Raw genomic sequence first — 18,174 nt, 5'->3', positions numbered from 1 at the left:
AATGTAGTTCGTGACGCTCTGCGTCACACTCAGGTGCAGTGACCACGGGCACGGCAAAGAGCCGCACCTTGGGCAGGCGCGGCGCTTCAGATCAGTTCAGGCCCAGTTTGCCGCGCAGGGTCGAGAGGTCTTCTGCCAGGGTGTTGACCGGACCGATCAGGGCTTTGCGGTCATTCTCTTTGACCTTGTCGTAGGTTTCAAAGCCACCGTCCTTGGTCTTGTACTTGGCGAGGATTTTGTCCACGGTGGCGAAGTTCTTGTCGACTTTGCTCGAGAAGGCTTTGTCCTGCTGTTCGATCTGCGGGCGGAACAGGTCGACGATTTTCTTCGCACCGTCGATGTTGCCCTGGAAGTCATACAGGTCAGTGTGGCTGTAACGGTCTTCTTCGCCGGAGATCTTGGTCGCTGCCACTTCTTCCAGCAGGGCTGCGGCGCCGCCGACGACTTTTTCAGGCGGGAAGGTCAGTTCGGCCACGCGCTTTTCCAGGTCTTTGACGTCGCTCAACAGCTTGTCGGCGATAGGGCCCTGATCCTTGGTGGTGTTCTGCGAGAACAGCGCATACTCCAGGCGATGGAAGCCGGTGAAGTCTTCCGCCGTAACGCCTTGTTCATGGTCGTCGACGCGTGAGTCGATGGACGCGTCCAGGTCACTGAACAGTTCGGCAATCGGCTCTACCGACTCGTAGTACACGCGAGTAGGGGCGTAGAGCTTTTTGGCTGTCGCGATGTCGCCTTTTTTCACGGCATCGGTGAATTTCTGGGTGTGGCTGACCAGTTCTTCGATGTTCTCGGTCACGTAGATCTTGTAGTCCGACACCGGGCCTACCAGATCCAGCGGCGCGGTGGCGGCGAAGGCCGCCAGTGGAGTCTGGAGCAGGCCAAGGGTCAGGAGCAAAGCCAGGGGCGTCTTTTTCATGAGTGTCTTCCGGGTCAGGAGTGGATAGGTCATGCGTTTTGAGTGGACGATACGGCCGCCAGCAGCGAGCGACCGATGAAATCCTGGTCGCCGGTTACCCCCGGCAGGGTGAAGAAATAGCCGCCACCGACCGGCTTGAGGTACTCCTCCAGCGGCTCGCCGTTAAGCCGGCTCTGTACCGTAATGAAGCCTTTTTCCAGATCGGCCTGATAGCAGATGAACAGCAGGCCCATGTCCAGTTGACCGTTCTTGTTCACTCCGTTGGAGTAATTGAACGGGCGGCGCAGTATCAGGTTGCGCTGGCTTTCGGCGGTACGCGGGTTGGCCAGGCGGATGTGCGAATCCAGTCGGGTTTTCTTGCCTTCCGGGTCGGCTGCGTAGTTGGGCACATCGCTCTCGACTTTGCCGTCCATGGGCGCGCCGGTGCTTTTGCTGCGGCCGAAAATCGACTCCTGCTCCTGCAAGGGCGTGCGGTCCCAGCGCTCGACGAAGTTGCGGATGATGCGCACCGCCTGATAGCTGCCGTTGGCGGCCCAGGCCGGTTCGTCGCTGCCCGGCTGCACCCAGACCAGTTCGTTCATGGTCTTCTGGTTGTTGGAATCCGGGTTCGCCGAGCCATCCCGGAAACCCAGGAAGTTGCGTGCGCTTTCCGGCGGCTGACCGGGTTTCTTCGGTGCCTGGGGCGGCACGGTGCCTTCCTGTTTCCAGCGCACCAGCAGCAGGTCGGGCAGGTTCTTGACGATGTCGCGCAGCGCATGGATGTTGCTGTCGGCAGTGTTGGCGCAGAACTGGATGCTCAGGTCGCCATGGCAACTGGCCGGATCCAGCGCATCGTTGGGGAAACCGGTCATGCGGCTCAGGCGTTTCGGCTTGACCGGGGTCAGACCGAAACGCTCGTCGAACAGCGACTCGCCTACCGACACGGTGATGGTCAGGTTGTCCGGGGTCACCACCGGACCGAGAATGCCTGAGTCCGGCGGTGGCAGTTTCGGATCGATCTCCGGCACCGGGCCACCGGTCATCAGGAACGCGATGCGCTCGTTCAGGGTGCGAAACAGACGTTCCAGGTCCTCACGGTCGGCGGCCAGAACATCGAACGCTACCAGCATGCCCGCAGCAGGGCGCGGGTTGACGATGCCGCTCTGATGCAGGCCGTGAAACTCGTTGTGGTCCTGCGTTTTCTCACTGTTCGGCGCTTCGGCGACCTGCGCAGGTGCTGCGGCAAGTGCGTTGCCACTCAGGCTGCTGCCAGCCAGCGCGGCCCCTGCAGCGCCGAGCCCCATCAGAACGCGGCGGCGTTGCAGGGAGGCCGGAGCATTGCTCGTGTCTGAATTGCTGTCCGGATTTTTCATCGTGCTGTGCTCCAGTAAATCAAAGGCCGGAGAGGCCGAGTGCCGGGTCGATGCCATTGAGTGCGTCAGCCAGAGCGCCAGCCTTGGCGGCGATCTGCTGACGTTGCGTCTCATTCACCTGATCGTAGGGGCGCACGCCACCATCGGCGCTGCTCAACGCATCGAGCGTGGTGTCCAGATCAGCCATGGCTGCGTCGATCTTCTGCAACAGATCACCCGCACTGCGGGCCAGCAACGGCCGCAGCAGGTCGACGATCTTGCGGGTGCCGTCCAGGTTGGCGGCAAAGCCGTTGAGGTCGCTGTGGCTGTAGCGTTCCTCTTCGCCGTTGCTGCGTACCTCAGCCAGGCTGCGCAGGGTGCGCGTGGCAATGGCCGCCAGCTGTTCGGGCGCCAGCGATTGCGCCATCAACTGTTGCTTGAGCTGGGTGACGTCGGTTTGCAGACGCTGCGCGACCGGCGCCAGGCCCTCGACGCTGTGTTGCTCGTACAGGCCATATTCAATGCGGTGAAAGCCGCCGAAGCCAGGATCCTGTTCACGTTTCTCGTAATAGTCGGCGCGGGCATTGATCGCATTGTCCAGCTCGGCAAGGCGCTGTGCAGCCGGTGCGATGCGCTGGTAGACGGCGCGGGCGGGCAGGTAGGCCGCCTGGGCGGCGCTCAGGTCGCCGGCATCAATGGCCTGTTGCAGGGCGGTGACGGCCTTGATCAGCGCCGAGCTTTGCAGGCTCAGGTACACGCGGTACTCGGAGAGCGGCCCGATGAAGGCGGTCATGGACGGACGCGCCTTGGCCTTGGCGTCGGACTCTGCCGTCGGCGTGACATGCAAGGTGCCGCGCGGATTACTCAGCAGACCGCAGGTAATCGTGTAATCACCGGGCGTCAGGTTGGCATTGATCACCTGGCTCAGCCCTGGTGCGATGTTTTCCCGTTCTTCAATCACCAGCACGCCATCGAGAATTTCCCATTCGACGGCGCGTTCCGAGCGGTTGACGATGCGGAAGGCGTTCTTGCCCGCAGCGACCGTCAAGGCGTTCGGTTCGCAGTTATGAGCGTGGATATTGACCACGGTCTCAGTACCGGCATTGGCCGCGCGCTTTTTGGCTGCGACCTGCGAGGCGTAGTAGAACAGCCCGCCTGCGGCGATCATCAGGATCACTGAGCCGGTGACTGCCAATCGCAGGACACGGGGCGGCCGGGCTTTCCCGGAAGGCCCTGAGGGACGGTTAGACATGGAGGCCCTTATTCGTTCGTAACAGAAGATGTGTTTGGCTGCATGACCTTGCCAGCGGCCGGGGTGTGCGGCTTGAAGAACAGCAGCAGCGCCCCGATCAGGTAAATCAGGTAGGCACTCAGGGTGCTGACCGTCGGCGCGTCCTGGTAACCGAACATGCCCGCCAGTACCGAACCGGCAGGACCGTCCATCGGCAGCAGCGCACTGATGTCGAAAACCACTTCCTGCAGGTGATTCCAGACCCCGGCTTCATGCAGTGCCTGGACGGAGTTGGCGAGAATGCCCGCCGCCACTACCAGAATGAACAACCCGGTCCAGCGGAAAAACAGGCTCAGGTTGAGGCGCATGCTGCCGCTGTAGATGGCCACACCGAAAGCGACTGCCAGTAACAGGCCGAGCAGGGCGCCCAGCGGCGCGCCGGAGCCGTCGCTCTGCTGGAACACGGCGAGCAGAAAGAAGACGGTCTCCAGGCCTTCGCGGGCCACGGCGAAAAACACCATGGCGATCAGCGCGTAGGTCTGGTTTTTCGAGCCGGTGAGGGCGGCGTCGAGTGATTCATGCAGCGCGTTTTTTATCGACCGTGCGACCTTGCGCATCCAGAACACCATGGAGCTGAGAATGCCGACCGCGATCAGGCCGACGATGCCTTCGAACAGTTCCTGCTGCTTCTGCGGAAACTCGGCGCTCATCAACTCAAGCCCGCCGCCGACGAACAGCGAGAGCGCGGCAGCCAGAAATACGCCGATCCATACCGCAGGCATCCACTCGCCGCGGCCGGTCTGCTTCAGGTAACTGGCGATAATGCCAACGATGAGCGCGGCTTCGATGCCTTCGCGCAGCATGATCAAAAAGGGAACAAGCATATCTCACCGAGTCAAAGCTGTAGGGTGAACGTGTCTCAGCGGGTCGTAGGCCGGAAACACTGCGTAACATAATGATACTCATTCTTGAATGCGGGTAGTTGTTTTTTATCGGCCTTGCGTTTTTGGCAGGTCGTTCAGGTCAGGTTCAGGTAATCGGTCATGGTGTTTTGAACGTTCCGCGGTCTTCGCAAATCAGCGATCATTTCCGCCTCTGCGTAAACCCTGTTTGCCCGCCTGGCCGCTTCAATCTGGAAGTCATCATGTCATCAAAATCACACAGCGCTGACCGCGAGCATGCTGAGGCGGTCGCGGCGCTTAGGTCCATAGACGTGCAATGGCAGTCGTTGATCGACCATGTCGGCCCTTGTCTGCATCCGGTCAGCGCAGCGCAGGACCCGTTTCAGGCGCTGGTCAAGGCGGTCGCCTATCAGCAATTGCATGCCAGGGCGGGCGATGCGATGGTCAGGAGGCTGCGTGCGTTGTTTCTGGATGACAGCCTTCCAGAGGTCAGCTTTCCGGGCGCGCAGGCACTGGTCGATCTGGATGATCAGGCGCTGCGCTCCTGTGGCTTCTCGTCGTCCAAATGCCGGGCGATCAAGGCGATTGCCGCGGCGCGGCTGGACGGTCTGGTGCCTGAGGTCAGTGCTGCGCTGGCGATGGGCAACGAGGCGCTGGTCGAACGCCTGATCCAGCTACCGGGCGTGGGCCGCTGGACCGTGGAGATGATGCTCATCTACGGGCTCGGTCAGCTGGATGTGATGCCAGCCAGCGATTTCGGCGTGTGCGAAGGCTACCGGCGACTGTATGCTTTGCAACTCAAGCCGTCGCACCGGCAAATGGCCCGGCTTGCCGAGCGCTTCGCGCCTTACCGAACCATCGCCGCCTGGTATCTGTGGCGAGTGCCGGTCGATGTCAGCGAACTCGGCTCATCTCGAATTTGAAAGCAAGACTCGGAGTGCCCAGTGGCTCTGACAGGCGCAGTCTTATCGAAACTCAAGGCGGGCTCGACCATGGACAGCACAGAACGCACTCAACCGGCACGCGCCCTGCGCACTGAAGACGATCCGCGCTGGGACATCCTGGTCAATCGGCGTTCAGACGCTGGCGCTGCCTTCGTTTACGGCGTGCTGACCACCGGCATCTATTGCCACCCGTGCAGCCCGACCCGGCTGCCGCGTCCGGAAAACGTGGTGTTTTTTGATAGTGCACGCGACGCCGAGGCCGCCGGGTTTCGCCCGTCCCTGCGAAATGCCGGCGATTCACATGCGCTGCAGCTCAAGCACGCGCAAGCCGTCGCCCAGGCGTGCAGACTGATCGATGCCGCCGAATCGATACCCACTCTGACCGAGCTCGCCGAGCAGGTCGGGATGAGCGGTTTTCATTTTCACCGTATTTTCAAAAGGCTGACCGGGCTGACGCCCAAGGCCTACAGTGTTGCCTCGTTACGCTCGCGGGTGAAAGTCCAGCTCTCACAGGACGTCAGCATTACCCGTGCGTTGTACGAGGCGGGCTACAACGCCAACAGTCGGTTCTATGAGGCTTCGCAGAACATGCTCGGCATGAAACCTTCCGAATACCGCGCAGGCGGGACCAATGTCGATATCAGGTTCGCTCTGGGTGAAAGTTCGCTGGGTTCGATTCTGGTGGCCACGAGCAGCAAGGGCATCTGTGCAATTTCGCTCGGTGATGACCCGCATGCGCTGATCGAAACTTTCCAGGACCAGTTCCCCAACGCCAACCTGATCGGCGCAGACGCAGCGTTCGAACAACTGGTTGCCGAGGTCGTGGGTTTTGTCGAATCACCCGAGACCGGCCTGGCGCTGCCACTGGATATCCGCGGCACGGTGTTTCAGGAGCGGGTCTGGCAGGCGCTCAGGGACATTCCTGCCGGATCGACGGCCACCTACACGCAGATCGCGACGCAGATAGGACTGCCCAGTGCAGTCCGTGCGGTTGCCAATGCCTGCGGTGCGAATAAGCTCGCAGTGGCCATTCCCTGCCACCGCGTGGTGCGCAGCGATGGATCGTTGTCGGGCTACCGCTGGGGCGTCGAGCGCAAGCGCAAGCTGCTTGAAATCGAAGCGGCCGAGGGGACAGGACTGTTTTCAGGGCGTTGAGCAGCAGCCCATTTTCTGCAGAATCCGATAAGCCAGTTTCACCCGCTCCTCGTTCGGGTAGTTTTTGTTGGCGAGGATGGCAATCCCCAACTGCTGCTCCGGAATGAACGCCACATAGCCGCCGAAACCGTTGGTTGATCCGGTTTTGTTGACCCAGACCGAAGATTGCGCTGCCTGCGGTGGCTCGATCATTTCGGTTTTGACCGTGTTCAGCATGGCGCTGGCATTGCCCTCAAGCAGCGTATCCAGATGAACCGGCAGCGGATACTGCTCCCAGATCAGGTCCTGAGTCATGCCGCCGACCTTGAAATAGCCGGTCCGGGTATCGCGCAGGGCTTTTTGCAGCGCGGCGTCGTTTTGACCGAGCCCGATGTTCGCTTCGACGAAGCGTAGCAAGTCGCTGCTGCTCGATTTCACTCCGTACGCTTCAGCCGCCAGTGGACCTGGATTGACCCTGACCGGCTCGTCGAGTTTGTTGTAGCCCTGCGCATACAGCGCCTGTTTTTCATCGGGCACGTTGATATAGGTATTACTCAGACCCAGCGCCGGAAACAGCCGCTGCTGCAGAGCCTGTTCATACGGCAGTTTCATGCTGCGCGCCGCAACCATGCCGAGCAGGCCCACACTGGGGTTGGCGTAGGTGCGATGGGTGCCGGGCAGATAGTCGGGCTGCCAGGCCTTGAAATATTCCATCAACTGGCGGGTGTTTTGCACTTTATCCGGCACCTGAAGCGGGAAGCCGCCAGCTGTGTGGGTGCCCAGATGGAAAACCGGCACCTTGCCCAGCCGCGTGGCCTGTAACTGCGGAATATAGCTGTCGATGCTTTGCGTCAGCGACAGCTGCCCATTGGCCTGCGTCCAGGTAGCGAGGGTGGCGGTTAAGGTCTTGCTGATCGAGCCGAGTTCAAACAGCGTATCGCGGGTGACTGGCTGGCCGGTGGCTTTTGACGCGACGCCATAGGTGTAGAACTGCTGTTTGCCCCGGCGAGTAACGGCGATCGACAGGCCCGCGATATGATTTTCCTGCATCACTTTGCTGGCTTCTGCCTGCACGAATGCGTCGACAGACGCTGTGTCATCGTCGGCAACAGCCACCGCATTGAACAGCAGAAGTCCTGTGCAGAGCAGCGCTCCATTCCATTGCATTGGATTGTTCCTTGTTGTTTTGGGGCATGGGCCGATCATCAGAGAGCTTTCCTGGAAGCCCCACCGTGGTGGTCGGTCGTCAAAGGTTTGCGTAATATGCCCCCTTTTTTGCGCTTCCTCCATGGAGCGCCGCTCAGGTAACCCATGAAAACGATCCGTATACGTGCCGAAGTCCTGGCAGGCCTCACCACATCTTTTGCATTGGTGCCCGAGTGCATCGCCTTTGCGCTGGTGGCCCATCTCAATCCGCTGATGGGGCTCTACGGTGCGTTCATCATCTGTACCCTGACCGCGCTGTTCGGCGGGCGTCCGGGCATGGTGTCCGGTGCGGCCGGTTCCATGGCCGTGGTGATCGTCGCGCTGGTGGTTCAGCAGGGTGTGCAGTATTTGCTGGCGACCGTATTGCTGGGCGGTCTGATCATGATCCTGTTCGGCTTGCTGCGGCTCGGCAAACTGGTGCGGCTGGTGCCGTATCCGGTGATGCTGGGCTTCGTCAACGGCCTGGCGATCGTCATCGCGATGGCGCAACTGGAGCACTTCAAGGTGGGTGAATCATGGCTCAGCGGTACGCCGCTGTACGTGATGCTCGGGCTGGTGGCGCTGACCATGGCGATTGTCTACCTGTTGCCACGCTTGACCCGCGTTGTGCCGCCAGCGCTGGTGGCTATCCTCAGCGTCGGGCTGGCGGTCTACCTGCTCGGCCTGCCGACCCGCACCCTGGGCGACATGGCGCACATTGCCGGTGGCTTGCCGGTATTCGCCATGCCGGACATTCCGTGGAATCTGGAGACGCTGCGCATCATCGCGCCTTACGCGATCCTGATGGCGCTGGTCGGTCTGCTGGAAACCCTGCTGACCCTCAACCTGACCGACGAGATCACCGAAACCCGTGGTTATCCGGATCGCGAGTGCGTGGCGCTGGGTGCTGCCAACGTTGTGTCCGGTGCCTTCGGCGGCATGGGCGGCTGCGCGATGATTGGTCAGACCGTGATCAACCTGAGTTCTGGCGGCCGCGGTCGTCTGTCGGGCGTGGTCGCGGGTTTGATGATCCTGATGTTCGTGCTGTTCCTCTCGCCGCTGATCGAGCGCATTCCATTGGCGGCGCTGGTCGGGGTGATGTTCGTGGTCGCCCAGCAGACCTTTGCCTGGGCTTCGCTGCGCGTGCTGCGTAAGGTGCCGGTCAACGACGTCCTGGCGATCATTGCCGTGACCGTGGTCACGGTGCTGACCGATTTGGCCACCGCAGTGCTGTTCGGGATTATCATTGCAGCAATCAATTTCGCCTGGCAGCAGGCTCGCGAGCTGTACGCCGACAGCCATGTCGAAGCCGACGGCAGCAAGGTCTACCACCTGCATGGCACGCTGTTCTTCGCCTCGACCACACCGTTTCTCGACCAGTTCAACCCGGCCGAAGACCCGGCGCAGGTGACACTGGACTGCCGGCACCTGAGCTTTGTCGATTACTCGGCCATCGCTGCGCTCAAAACCCTGCGCGAGCGCTACGCCAAAGCGGACAAGCATTTGCGTGTGGTACACCTGTCCGAGCGCTGCAAGCGATTGCTAAAACGTGCCGGCGTGCAGCATGCCTGAGTTGAGTTGATGAGTTGCGCGGCGCAGCCTCGTATAGGCTGGATGTCTTTTCTCCGATAGCGAAGGGTGTGTGCCTGATGGATGCCGTCTCTCCTCTGCAAGCCTACGAACGTGCCGTCCAGCGTGGTTTTCAACCCGATCAGGCGCAGTTGCAGGCCGCCCGGCAATTGCAGGCGTGTTATGAGGGGCTGGCCGACGCTCGCGGTCGGGCTCGTGGCGTTTATCTGTGGGGGCCGGTCGGACGTGGCAAGACCTGGCTGATGGACCGCTTTTTCGAAAGCCTGAGCGTACCGGCCCGGCGTCAGCATTTTCATCACTTCATGCGTTGGGTGCACAAACGCATGTTCGAGTTGATGGGCACTTCCCAGCCGCTGACCGTGGTCGCCAGGGAGCTGGCGCGTGACGTGCGGGTGATGTGTTTCGATGAGCTGTTCGTCACCGATATCGGCGACGCGGTGATCCTCGGCGGGCTGCTGCAGGTGATGTTCGAAGAGGGTGTGGTGCTGGTCTGCACGTCCAACCAGCCACCGGAGCAGTTATACAGCCATGGCCACAATCGCGAGCGCTTCCTGCCAGCGGTTGCGGCCATTCTGAAGTACATGGATGTGGTGGCCGTCGACGGCGGCGAGGATCACCGGCTGCACCCCGGGCAACTGCATCAGCGCTACTGGATTGCCGAAGCCGGTCGACCCAGCGCCTTGCAGGGCATCTTCGAAGCGTTGAGCGCGGATCAGCCGGTTCACGATTCGCAGGTCATGCTCGGTTATCGCAGCATCAATGTGGTTCAGCATTCCGACACGGCCGTGTGGTGCCGCTATCGCGACCTTTGCGAACAGCCGCTGGCGGCCATGGATTTCATCGCCTTGTGTGATCGCTTTTCGGTGATTCTGCTCAGCGAGGTGCCGCTGCTGGGGGCCGCGCAGCGCGAAGCGAAAATTGCCCGCGGCACCGAGGATGGCGTCGAGCAGGTGACCGCAGGCGATCGCGAACTGCCGCAGTTGTCGCCCAACGATGATGGCGTGCGGCGCTTCATCGCGCTGGTCGACGAGTGCTATGACCGGCGCATTCCGCTGTATGTCGAAGCGCCGGTGCCGATGGACGAGCTGTACACCGAGGGCTACCTGTCGTTTGCCTTCCGGCGCACCCTCAGTCGACTTCAGGAAATGCAGCTGGAGCGTTTCACCGAGTCCTGACGCTTAGCTCGCATCGCGGCGGCGCTGGGCCCGCATGTGCTTGGCGCCTTCGATCATCAGGACCACGACGGCCATCCAGATCGGCAGGTACGTCAGCCATTCATCGCGACCGATGCTCTCGCCCAGCAGCAGGGCGACGCCGACCAGCAGGATCGGCTCGACATAACTGAGCAGTCCGAACAGGCTGAACGGCAGCAGGCGGCTGGCAAGGATGTAACTGACCAGCGCCGAGGCACTGATTACCCCGAGCAGCGGAATCAGCAGGTATAACAGCGGTGTCTGTTGAATGGCCTGCGGATGGCCGTGGGCGATGAACCACAGGCCGATGGGCAGCATCAGCAGCATGTCGAACCAGAGCCCGCCGAGGTGATCGGTCTTGAGCGTGCGACGCAGCACGAAGTACAGCGGATAGCCGCCCGCGACCAGCAGGGTTTCCCAGGAGAAACTGCCCAGCCGCCACAGCTCATGCGCCACGCCGATCATGGCAAACACCGCAGCGACTTTCTGCAAGTAGGAGAGGTGCTCGCCATACACCACGCGGCCGGTGAGAATCATGCTCAGCGGCAGCAGGAAATAGCCCAGCGACACCTCCAGACTGCGCCCGTGCAGCGGTGCCCACATGAAGATCAGCAACTGCGCACCAAGCAGCACCGAAGACAGCAGCAGCGCGAAGATCAGCAGCGGTTGCTGCCTGAGTCGGACAGCCACTTCGCGGACTCGCCGCCAGTCACCGCTGACCAGCATGAACAGCGTCGCGCAGGGCACGGTGAGCAGCATGCGCCAGCCGAAGATTTCTTCGCCGTCGAGCGGGGTCATCAGTGACGTATAGAAATACATGACCCCGAACAGCGTAGACGCCAGGACCGACAGCACGACACCTTTGTACACAACGGCCTCCGCAACAGCTGATTCGACAGATTGCGCACCTGTCTGGTGCGCGTGGTCGCCAGTCTACTGGCCTGAGGTGCAAAAAGCTGCAAATCAGACGGCCTCTGCACGGCGATGGAACGAGCCCTTTCCAAGTGCATCAGAGGTTTTGGCTAACCGATCAGATTTGTTAGGCTGTCGCGCTGGCCGGTGTGACCGTACTCGGTAAATTACAAGGAGCATACATGACCTCTTTCAGCACCGCAGCCCAGGATGCCAAGGCTCGGGCGGAGCAGTCTTCGACGCGTATCGCGTTTTTCATTGCCGGTTTCAGCGTGGCCTCGTGGGCGCCGCTGGTGCCTTACGTCAAACAGCGGATGGACCTTGATGAGGGCACGCTTGGGCTCTTGTTGCTGTGTCTGGGGGTGGGCTCGATCATTTCGATGCCGCTGGCGGGAGCACTGGCGGCGCGCTTTGGCTGTCGGCGTCTGCTGGTGTGTTCGACGCTGTTGATCTGCCTGTGCCTGCCGCTGCTGGCGACGATTTCCAGTCTGCCGCTATTGATCGCCACGCTGTTTCTGTTTGGCGCGAGCATGGGCGGAGTGGACTGCACGGCCAACGTGCAGGCGGTAATTGTCGAGCGCGCCAGCGGCAAGACCATGATGTCGGGGTTTCACGGCCTGTTCAGCCTTGGCGGGATTGTCGGTGCAGCGGGCGTCGCCGGTTTGCTCAGCCTGGGTATCTCGCCATTCACGGCGATGCTGATCGTGGTCTTCCTGACGTTGGTCGCGCTGGCCAAAGCGGCGCCGAATCTGTTGCCTTACGGCAGTCCGGCCGATGGGCCAGCCTTTGCAATCCCGCGTGGCGTGGTGCTGTTCATCGGCCTGCTGTGTTTCACCGTATTTCTGGCCGAAGGCGCGATGCTCGACTGGAGCGCGGTATTCCTGACCTCGTTGCGTGGTGTCGAGCCTTCCTATGCCGGGCTGGGTTACGCGGTATTCGCCGCGACCATGACCCTTGGACGGCTGTTTGGCGATGCAGTGGTAAAACGCGTCGGCTCCAATCGAGTGATCATTCTCGGCGGACTGTGTGCCGCGGCGGGCCTGGCCGTCGCGACATTGATCCCGTTCTGGCAGGCGGCGCTGCTGGGGTATGCATTGGTGGGGGCGGGTTGCTCGAACATTGTTCCGGTCTGCTACAGCGCAGCCGGTCGGCAGAAGACCATGCCTGAAAGCGTGGCAATCCCGGCCATTACCACAGTCGGTTACGCCGGGATTCTGATCGGTCCTGCGGCAATCGGTTTCATTGCCCATGTCAGCAGTCTTGAGCTGGCGTTCATGATCGTTGCCGTGATGCTGGTGGGCGTGGCGATCGGGGGCAGCAAACTCAGGACCTGATCGGTATTACAACCTGCGCGCCATCCCCGACACCCGGATCGAGCTTCCCGGTTGCTGCGGGATTTCGGCGCGCAGACGCGATGGGCTGCCCATGTCCTCGCCCTGAATAATGTCTATCAAACCGCCATGCGGCCAGCCGATATCACGCAGATAGCCGCCCAGCGCTGCCGTGGCCGCGCCGGTGGCCGGGTCTTCGTAGACGCCGCCGAACGCAAACGGATTGCGGGTGTGAAACAACTGATCGGTCTCGGCCCACACCAGCAGAATCGTCGCCCAGCCTTCACGGACCATCAGGTCGTGACCCGTCTGCTGGTCGTAGCGCATGGCCTTGAGCTTTTCGCGGCTGTTCAGCGCCAGCAGCAGATGCCCGGCACCGCCATTGATATGCGCGGGGGTAATGCGCTCATCCAGATCGGCATGGTTATAGCCGAACAGCGCCAATGCCTCTTCCAGCAACGGCACACTGACCGGCTTGCTGAACGTGGGTGGCGATTGCAGCGCCGCCGACGTCAGCGAGCCCTGTGCGTGACCCTCGACCGTAATCTGCGCCTGATTGAGTGTCAGCTGAAACACGCCATCGCCTTGCTGCGCCGCCAGCGCTGCGCCCAGGGCGATGGTCGCGTGCCCGCAAAACGGTACTTCTGCCAGCGGCGAGAAATACCGCACCCGCCAGCCGCCTTCGACAGGCGCAGCAAACGCTGTTTCGGAAAAACCGATGTCTGCGGCAATCTGCTGCATGACGGCATCCTCGGGTAACGCATCGCCAATCCACACACCTGCCGGATTGCCACCGCGATCGCCATCGCTGAACGCCGCCAGTTTTATTATTTCAGTCATGGGTCGGGGTCCTTGCCGTTTTAATCCGAGGCGGACAGTGTGCTCTGGGGGCAGTTTGATAATCCAGTGAGAAAGCAGGGGGCTGAAGAAACATCGTTCTCACTTCTGTAAGAAGTGTCGGATCGTCGTAGCGTAAGGAAGCCAGCGGGTGGCTTCAATCTCTTGCCGGAAATACTCGCCACGGTCAGCGTCCGACCACGAAGCTATCTCGCACAGATCTGCATCGTGCATCTTGCGGTAGCTGCGCACGGCGTTGGCCCTGGCGCCCTCAAGCGCCGGTTCATGCAGGCCGAACACGCGAATGGTCTCCGTGGCACGGTGATTCTCTTCGGCATTCAAGTGATTGCGGGCGTGCACTTTGCCAGAGGAGTGGAAGTAAAGGTAATACTCAGATTCGTGCTCATCAGGTTTGATAAGCACATTCGGGTCGTATGGCAATGTCGTCCGCCGGTCTTTGTGGTGTCCACAATGCGTCGTGCTACCACATGCCAGAAACAGATTGCTCCAGTCGAACGTCAATTCAGGATAGTGATCCCGGTTCTTGCGTCGAAAATGTTCAATATGCCCTTCGTGAAGAATACGCGTCTCGCAATATGCGCATCGGACGCCATACTCGGTGGCTTCTTCTGTGGTAATACCCGGGATGCCTTGTAGCTGCACCAGCGCAACGCGCAGCTGTTTCTTGCAGGTTCCGCGAAAATCTGACCATGTGTGAGTCGGATGATCATAGTCGGCGAGGCAGGGAGGGGCGTCTACAGAGGCACGATCCAGTTTGAGCACGACAGTCAGCCCTCGGTGTTCGAGTGTTTTTGCAATTTGAACGCCTGAAAGCGGATCAGCCTGTCAGCGTCCAGAATCACTTGATGCTGTGCTCCATAAAAATCGAGCAGTTTTTTGCGCAGAGCCAGGCCGTTGCGATCCTCATGCGTACCGCTCTCGATTTCTGCGGTGTATTCGGACACCCAAAGTGCTTCATCTACAGGCGGAATGGGATTCACACCCATGATGTCGTTGAGCGCAACAGCGCTTTCAACGCCTTTGACTTCCTGCGGAGGGCACGCAGCTTGCCAGTTTTCATTTGCGTCCTGAAATACCATACGTATGCATTCGCGCTTTACCGTCGAAAGTACCTGCGGGCTGTGCGTGCTTACAATGAACTGGATTTTCGGGAACGCTTTGCGAAGGCTGGCAACCACACGTTGTTGCCAGGCCGGATGCAAGTGCAAATCGACTTCATCGATCAATACAATGCCCGTTGTCTGCAGAGAGGCCTGCTCTTTGAGGTGGCCATTCAGGCGAGAACAACGCAGCGCCAGATCAGCAACCAGCGTAATCATGGCGCGCACACCATCACTCAGCAGACTCAGTGGCAGTGCAGAGTGATCGGCATGAAACATGGACAGCTCTTCAAACGTCAGACTGTAATGGAAGTCGCTCCAGCCTTCTTCAGCCATCACCTCGTTCACTGCGTCTCTAATGCCCTGCAAGCGAGGCTCAAGATTGGAATGCTCGTAGCCGGGCTGCTGTTTTTGTTGAATGACGGCCAGGGTCGCCTTTCTCATCCACTCCTGTAACTGCACATAAGTAGAGAACGCGGACAGGCAATCTTCGTAACCGGCAGTGCGACTCTCGGTCAGGATCGCTTTGCTGGACACATTTTTATGACTGACCCAGAGTCGCCTCGAACTGTAATAGCGCACAACAGGCAATGAAGTCGCCGAATCGCTGCGCAGCATTGACTGAAGTTCTTTCCCCCATGCCGCTAGCGGCTCGGCTTGTTTGGTGGTAGTTCGGCTCTTGGGACCGTTAAGCGCTCGTTGCCAACGCTTCGCAGGGTTGGACATTTCTGCATTGATGATCACTGGAAATTGCTGCTCGCTTTCAAAACCTTCCCCTACCCGCGCATAACGGGCGTCAGTGCGCTCGATATGCTTGGACACTCCCTGATCAAATGAACCAACGAAGGGGCCCAGAGCGGCAACAATGGCTTCAAGAACCGACGTCTTGCCCTGCCCGTTGCGTGCGGAAATTACCGTCAATTGCGGATCGAATTCGATATCAAACTCGGCAAAGCGACGATAGTTCTTAAGGCAAAGCTTGGTCAGATTCATAGGTTTCTTCTGGCTGTACGACGTTCGCACATACTAACAGTGCAGACTCCCAAGTGTCCGCGCAAACCCGTTTTCTCAAAGCACCTCACACCTGGACGCCCGTCGCTGTACCAGGCGTTCACGCAGCGTGTCGTAAGCCCAGTTGAACAGCAGGGTATAGGGCAGAAACATCAGCAGCAGACCGATGTCCAGCCAGAACGCTTCCATCAGGCTGATCGTCAGCCACCATGCGGCCAGCGGCACCACGGCCAGAATCAGTCCGGCTTCGAAACCCGTTGCGTGCAGGACGCGGACCGTCAGGCTCATGGTAAATCCGTAGCGGTTGCGCAGGCGGTCGAACAGCGCGTTGTAGGTCATGTTCCACAGCATGGCGATGGTCGAGATCATCACCGTCATGGCGCCCATCATCGCCAGCGACTGGTCCATCAGCCAGGCCAGCAGTGGTGCGACCAGAATCACACCGCCGATCTCGAACAGCGCGGCATGCATCGCCCGCTCACGCAGGGTTTTGCTGGCGACGCCGGGTTGCCGGTCGATGTGCGGTTGGCTGTTACTCATGACTACGCTGCCCTTGGTGATGATTGATGGCGGTATTATCATCGGTGTTTACGTTAAGTTGAAAATCAATACCATCGGTTAAACCGATATGAGAGCGCCATGAGTTATTCGCCAGAAGCCCTGGAAGCCTTCGCCCAGATTGCCGCGCTGGGTTCGTTCAGCGCGGCCGCACGCCGTCTGGGCAAGAGTCAATCGACCATCAGTGAAGCGATCGCCCGCCTGGAAATCGATCTGGGGCTGGAGCTGTTCGATCGCTCTTCCAGGCAACCGGTCCTGACCGAAGCGGGGAGGGTCATGCTGGGCCGTGTCGATGATCTGCTGTGCGCCTCGGACCGGCTGCGTCGCGCGGCGGCGCGGCTTGCGGCAGGTGTCGAGCCACGGCTGACGCTGGTGCTGTCGGATGCCAACCAGTTTGCCGATTTCGAACGGCTGATGACCGAGCTCGATCAACGTTTTCCAGAGCTGGAAATGGAATGCGTGTTCGCCGAGCATGGCGACGCCATCAGCCTGGTGCAGTCGGGCAGGGCTTCACTGGGGCTGCTGTCGGCGCAAGCCAGCTACCCACCGGAAATGGTGTGACCCCCGAAGGTTGGATGCAACCTTTGGAGGCGTCATGGGTAAATATACAGAGCAGGCAAAACTCGCAGCCGTGAAAGAGTATTGTGCTGGCAAGGCAGGTTTGAGGGATGTTGCGCATCGCCACGATGTGGATTTTTCCTGCCTTAGGCAGTGGGTTGCGGCCTATCAGATTCATGGCGTAGCGGGCCTGCAAGAGAAAAAACGCCAGCGCTACAGTGACGAGTTCAAGCTGACTGTTTTGAAGCGCATGCATGATGAGCGTTTATCTCTGCGCCAGACAGCGGCCTTGTTCGATATCCGTCAGTTCGGCATCATCGGTCTATGGCAGCGCCATTATGAAGAAGGGGCCTTTGATGCCTCCTCCAAGCCACCCACAAAAGCCGGACGCCCAAGAAAGATGACGACTGCACTTCCGCCTGTGAACGCCCCCTCAATCGACGATGAATCGCGCTCGCGTGACGAGTTGCTTGCCGAGGTGAAGCAACTGCGGATGGAGGTCGACTATCTAAAAAAGCTCGATGCCTTGGCTCAGAAGAAGCAACGAATAGCGCAACAGAAAAAGCGCAAATCGTAACCGAACTGAGACTGGGGCATTCTCTGGGTGGCCTGCTGAAGCTTGCCGGTCTGGCGCGCAGCACTTTTTACTATCAACAAAAGGTACTGCAAGCGGGCGATAAGTACGCCGGGCTGAAAGACCTGATTCAGACAGTTTTCTACGATCATAAAGGCCGGTATGGCTATCGTCGTATCACGGCGGCGTTGCGGCGCGCAGGCCATCTTGTGAACCACAAGACGGTGCAGAAACTGATGGGGCAGCTTGGCCTGAAGAGCCTGGTGCGAGTGAAGAAATACCGCTCTTACAAGGGCGAAGTAGGCAAGGCTGCGCCCAACATTCTCAAGCGTGATTTCAAGGCCCAGCACCTTAATGAAAAATGGGCCACGGACGTCACCGAGTTCAAAGTGGGAGGCCAGAAGCTCTATCTGTCGCCCATCATGGATCTGTACAACGGCGAAATCATTTCCTATGCAATCGCCAGGCGCCCGCTGTACTCCATGGTGGACGAAATGCTTGAAGGAGCGTTCAAGAAGCTTGAGCCGCATGAAAAGCCTATTTTGCACTCAGACCAGGGCTGGCAATATCGGATGCCTGTTTACCAACGATTACTCAATGAGCATTCGATCACATGCAGCATGTCGCGCAAGGGCAACTGCTACGACAACGCGGCTATGGAAAGTTTTTTTGGCACGCTGAAGTCCGAGTTTTTCTATCTGAACAAATTTAACAATCTGGATGAGCTTCATGCGGGCATCGACGAGTACATTGAGTATTACAATCAGTCACGCATCAAACTGAAACTTAACGGCCTGAGCCCTGTGGAGTTCAGAATGCAGGCCGCTCAGGCAGCGTAGAAATAAT

Annotated in this window: 16 protein-coding genes and 1 pseudogene; 7 read left to right on the top strand and 10 right to left on the bottom strand. The window is 59.8% G+C overall.

The features are described from left to right. Positions 1 to 91 precede the first annotated feature (91 nt). The 4 genes from efeO (V476_RS01940) to efeU are packed head-to-tail and all read right to left on the bottom strand — an operon-like array spanning position 92 to position 4,362. Positions 92 to 916, bottom strand: coding sequence for an iron uptake system protein EfeO (efeO, locus tag V476_RS01940; protein ID WP_003427240.1), 825 nt, complete (start codon positions 914 to 916; stop codon positions 92 to 94). A gap of 29 nt (positions 917 to 945) precedes the next feature. Then, entirely contained in the window at positions 946 to 2,268 is a 1,323-nt protein-coding gene (gene efeB / locus V476_RS01935; protein WP_024664591.1) for an iron uptake transporter deferrochelatase/peroxidase subunit, read from the bottom strand. Between the two features lie 19 nt (positions 2,269 to 2,287). Further along, positions 2,288 to 3,499, bottom strand: a complete 1,212-nt coding sequence (gene efeO, locus V476_RS01930) for an iron uptake system protein EfeO (RefSeq protein ID WP_024961089.1) — start codon at positions 3,497 to 3,499, stop codon at positions 2,288 to 2,290. Positions 3,500 to 3,507: 8 nt separating this feature from the next. Beyond that, positions 3,508 to 4,362: an iron uptake transporter permease EfeU gene (gene efeU, locus V476_RS01925; protein WP_004417080.1), complete on the bottom strand. Its 855-nt coding sequence runs from the start codon at positions 4,360 to 4,362 to the stop codon at positions 3,508 to 3,510. A gap of 260 nt (positions 4,363 to 4,622) precedes the next feature. Between efeU and V476_RS01920 the strand changes: the two genes are divergently transcribed. Both V476_RS01920 and ada read left to right on the top strand, forming a co-directional pair. After that, positions 4,623 to 5,303 carry a DNA-3-methyladenine glycosylase family protein gene (locus tag V476_RS01920; RefSeq protein ID WP_024961090.1) on the top strand — a complete coding sequence of 227 codons (681 nt, stop codon included), beginning with the start codon at positions 4,623 to 4,625 and terminating at the stop codon, positions 5,301 to 5,303. A 69-nt stretch (positions 5,304 to 5,372) separates the two neighbouring features. Beyond that, positions 5,373 to 6,479, top strand: a complete 1,107-nt coding sequence (gene ada / locus V476_RS01915) for a bifunctional DNA-binding transcriptional regulator/O6-methylguanine-DNA methyltransferase Ada (protein WP_024961091.1) — start codon at positions 5,373 to 5,375, stop codon at positions 6,477 to 6,479. On the opposite strand, the gene ampC is transcribed toward ada, so the two are convergent. After that, positions 6,468 to 7,625, bottom strand: a complete 1,158-nt coding sequence (gene ampC / locus V476_RS01910; RefSeq protein WP_024961092.1) for a class C beta-lactamase — start codon at positions 7,623 to 7,625, stop codon at positions 6,468 to 6,470. The genes ada and ampC overlap by 12 nt on opposite strands. A 144-nt stretch (positions 7,626 to 7,769) precedes the next feature. Between ampC and V476_RS01905 the strand changes: the two genes are divergently transcribed. Continuing rightward, the gene (locus tag V476_RS01905) at positions 7,770 to 9,215 is read left to right on the top strand and encodes a SulP family inorganic anion transporter (protein ID WP_024961093.1); all 1,446 of its coding nucleotides are present in this window, start codon (positions 7,770 to 7,772) and stop codon (positions 9,213 to 9,215) included. A 77-nt stretch (positions 9,216 to 9,292) separates the two neighbouring features. Further along, positions 9,293 to 10,408 (top strand): cell division protein ZapE, encoded by a 1,116-nt coding sequence (zapE, locus tag V476_RS01900; RefSeq protein ID WP_003427223.1) that lies wholly within the window; start codon positions 9,293 to 9,295, stop codon positions 10,406 to 10,408. 3 nt (positions 10,409 to 10,411) lie between these two features. Here the strand turns inward: zapE and rarD are convergent, their stop codons facing one another. After that, positions 10,412 to 11,296 (bottom strand): EamA family transporter RarD, encoded by an 885-nt coding sequence (gene rarD, locus V476_RS01895; protein ID WP_024961094.1) that lies wholly within the window; start codon positions 11,294 to 11,296, stop codon positions 10,412 to 10,414. A gap of 224 nt (positions 11,297 to 11,520) precedes the next feature. On the opposite strand from rarD, the gene V476_RS01890 reads away from it, so the two are divergent. Beyond that, complete coding sequence (locus V476_RS01890; RefSeq protein ID WP_024961095.1) at positions 11,521 to 12,672, top strand: MFS transporter; 1,152 nt, start codon at positions 11,521 to 11,523, stop codon at positions 12,670 to 12,672. 6 nt (positions 12,673 to 12,678) lie between these two features. Here V476_RS01890 and V476_RS01885 read toward each other — a convergent pair whose 3' ends face one another. The 4 genes from V476_RS01885 to V476_RS01870 form a co-directional block, all read right to left on the bottom strand. Continuing rightward, positions 12,679 to 13,509: a PhzF family phenazine biosynthesis protein gene (locus V476_RS01885; RefSeq protein ID WP_024961096.1), complete on the bottom strand. Its 831-nt coding sequence runs from the start codon at positions 13,507 to 13,509 to the stop codon at positions 12,679 to 12,681. A gap of 99 nt (positions 13,510 to 13,608) precedes the next feature. Further along, positions 13,609 to 14,289, bottom strand: a complete 681-nt coding sequence (locus tag V476_RS26460; protein ID WP_080278609.1) for a retron system putative HNH endonuclease — start codon at positions 14,287 to 14,289, stop codon at positions 13,609 to 13,611. Positions 14,290 to 14,294: 5 nt separating this feature from the next. After that, complete coding sequence (locus V476_RS01875) at positions 14,295 to 15,620, bottom strand: AAA family ATPase (RefSeq protein WP_024961099.1); 1,326 nt, start codon at positions 15,618 to 15,620, stop codon at positions 14,295 to 14,297. Between the two features lie 75 nt (positions 15,621 to 15,695). Beyond that, a complete protein-coding gene (locus tag V476_RS01870; RefSeq protein WP_024961100.1) occupies positions 15,696 to 16,178 on the bottom strand; it encodes a multidrug/biocide efflux PACE transporter in 483 nt (160 codons plus the stop codon). 99 nt (positions 16,179 to 16,277) lie between these two features. On the opposite strand from V476_RS01870, the pseudogene V476_RS01865 reads away from it, so the two are divergent. Both V476_RS01865 and V476_RS26455 read left to right on the top strand, forming a co-directional pair. Beyond that, positions 16,278 to 16,751: pseudogene (locus tag V476_RS01865) on the top strand (LysR family transcriptional regulator); the annotation flags it as partial. A gap of 40 nt (positions 16,752 to 16,791) precedes the next feature. Beyond that, positions 16,792 to 18,167 (top strand): IS3 family transposase gene (locus tag V476_RS26455; RefSeq protein ID WP_103715870.1). Its coding sequence is split into 2 segments (ribosomal slippage): positions 16,792 to 17,263 and positions 17,263 to 18,167, totalling 1,377 coding nucleotides; the frame shifts between segments, so codons are not numbered across the junction. Positions 18,168 to 18,174: the final 7 nt, after the last annotated feature.

The organism is Pseudomonas syringae KCTC 12500, from assembly GCF_000507185.2.
In the GTDB taxonomy this organism is placed as follows: domain Bacteria; phylum Pseudomonadota; class Gammaproteobacteria; order Pseudomonadales; family Pseudomonadaceae; genus Aquipseudomonas; species Aquipseudomonas syringae.
The sequence above is the reverse complement of the archived record's forward strand: the minus strand, read 5'-3'. Positions and strand labels throughout refer to the sequence as shown.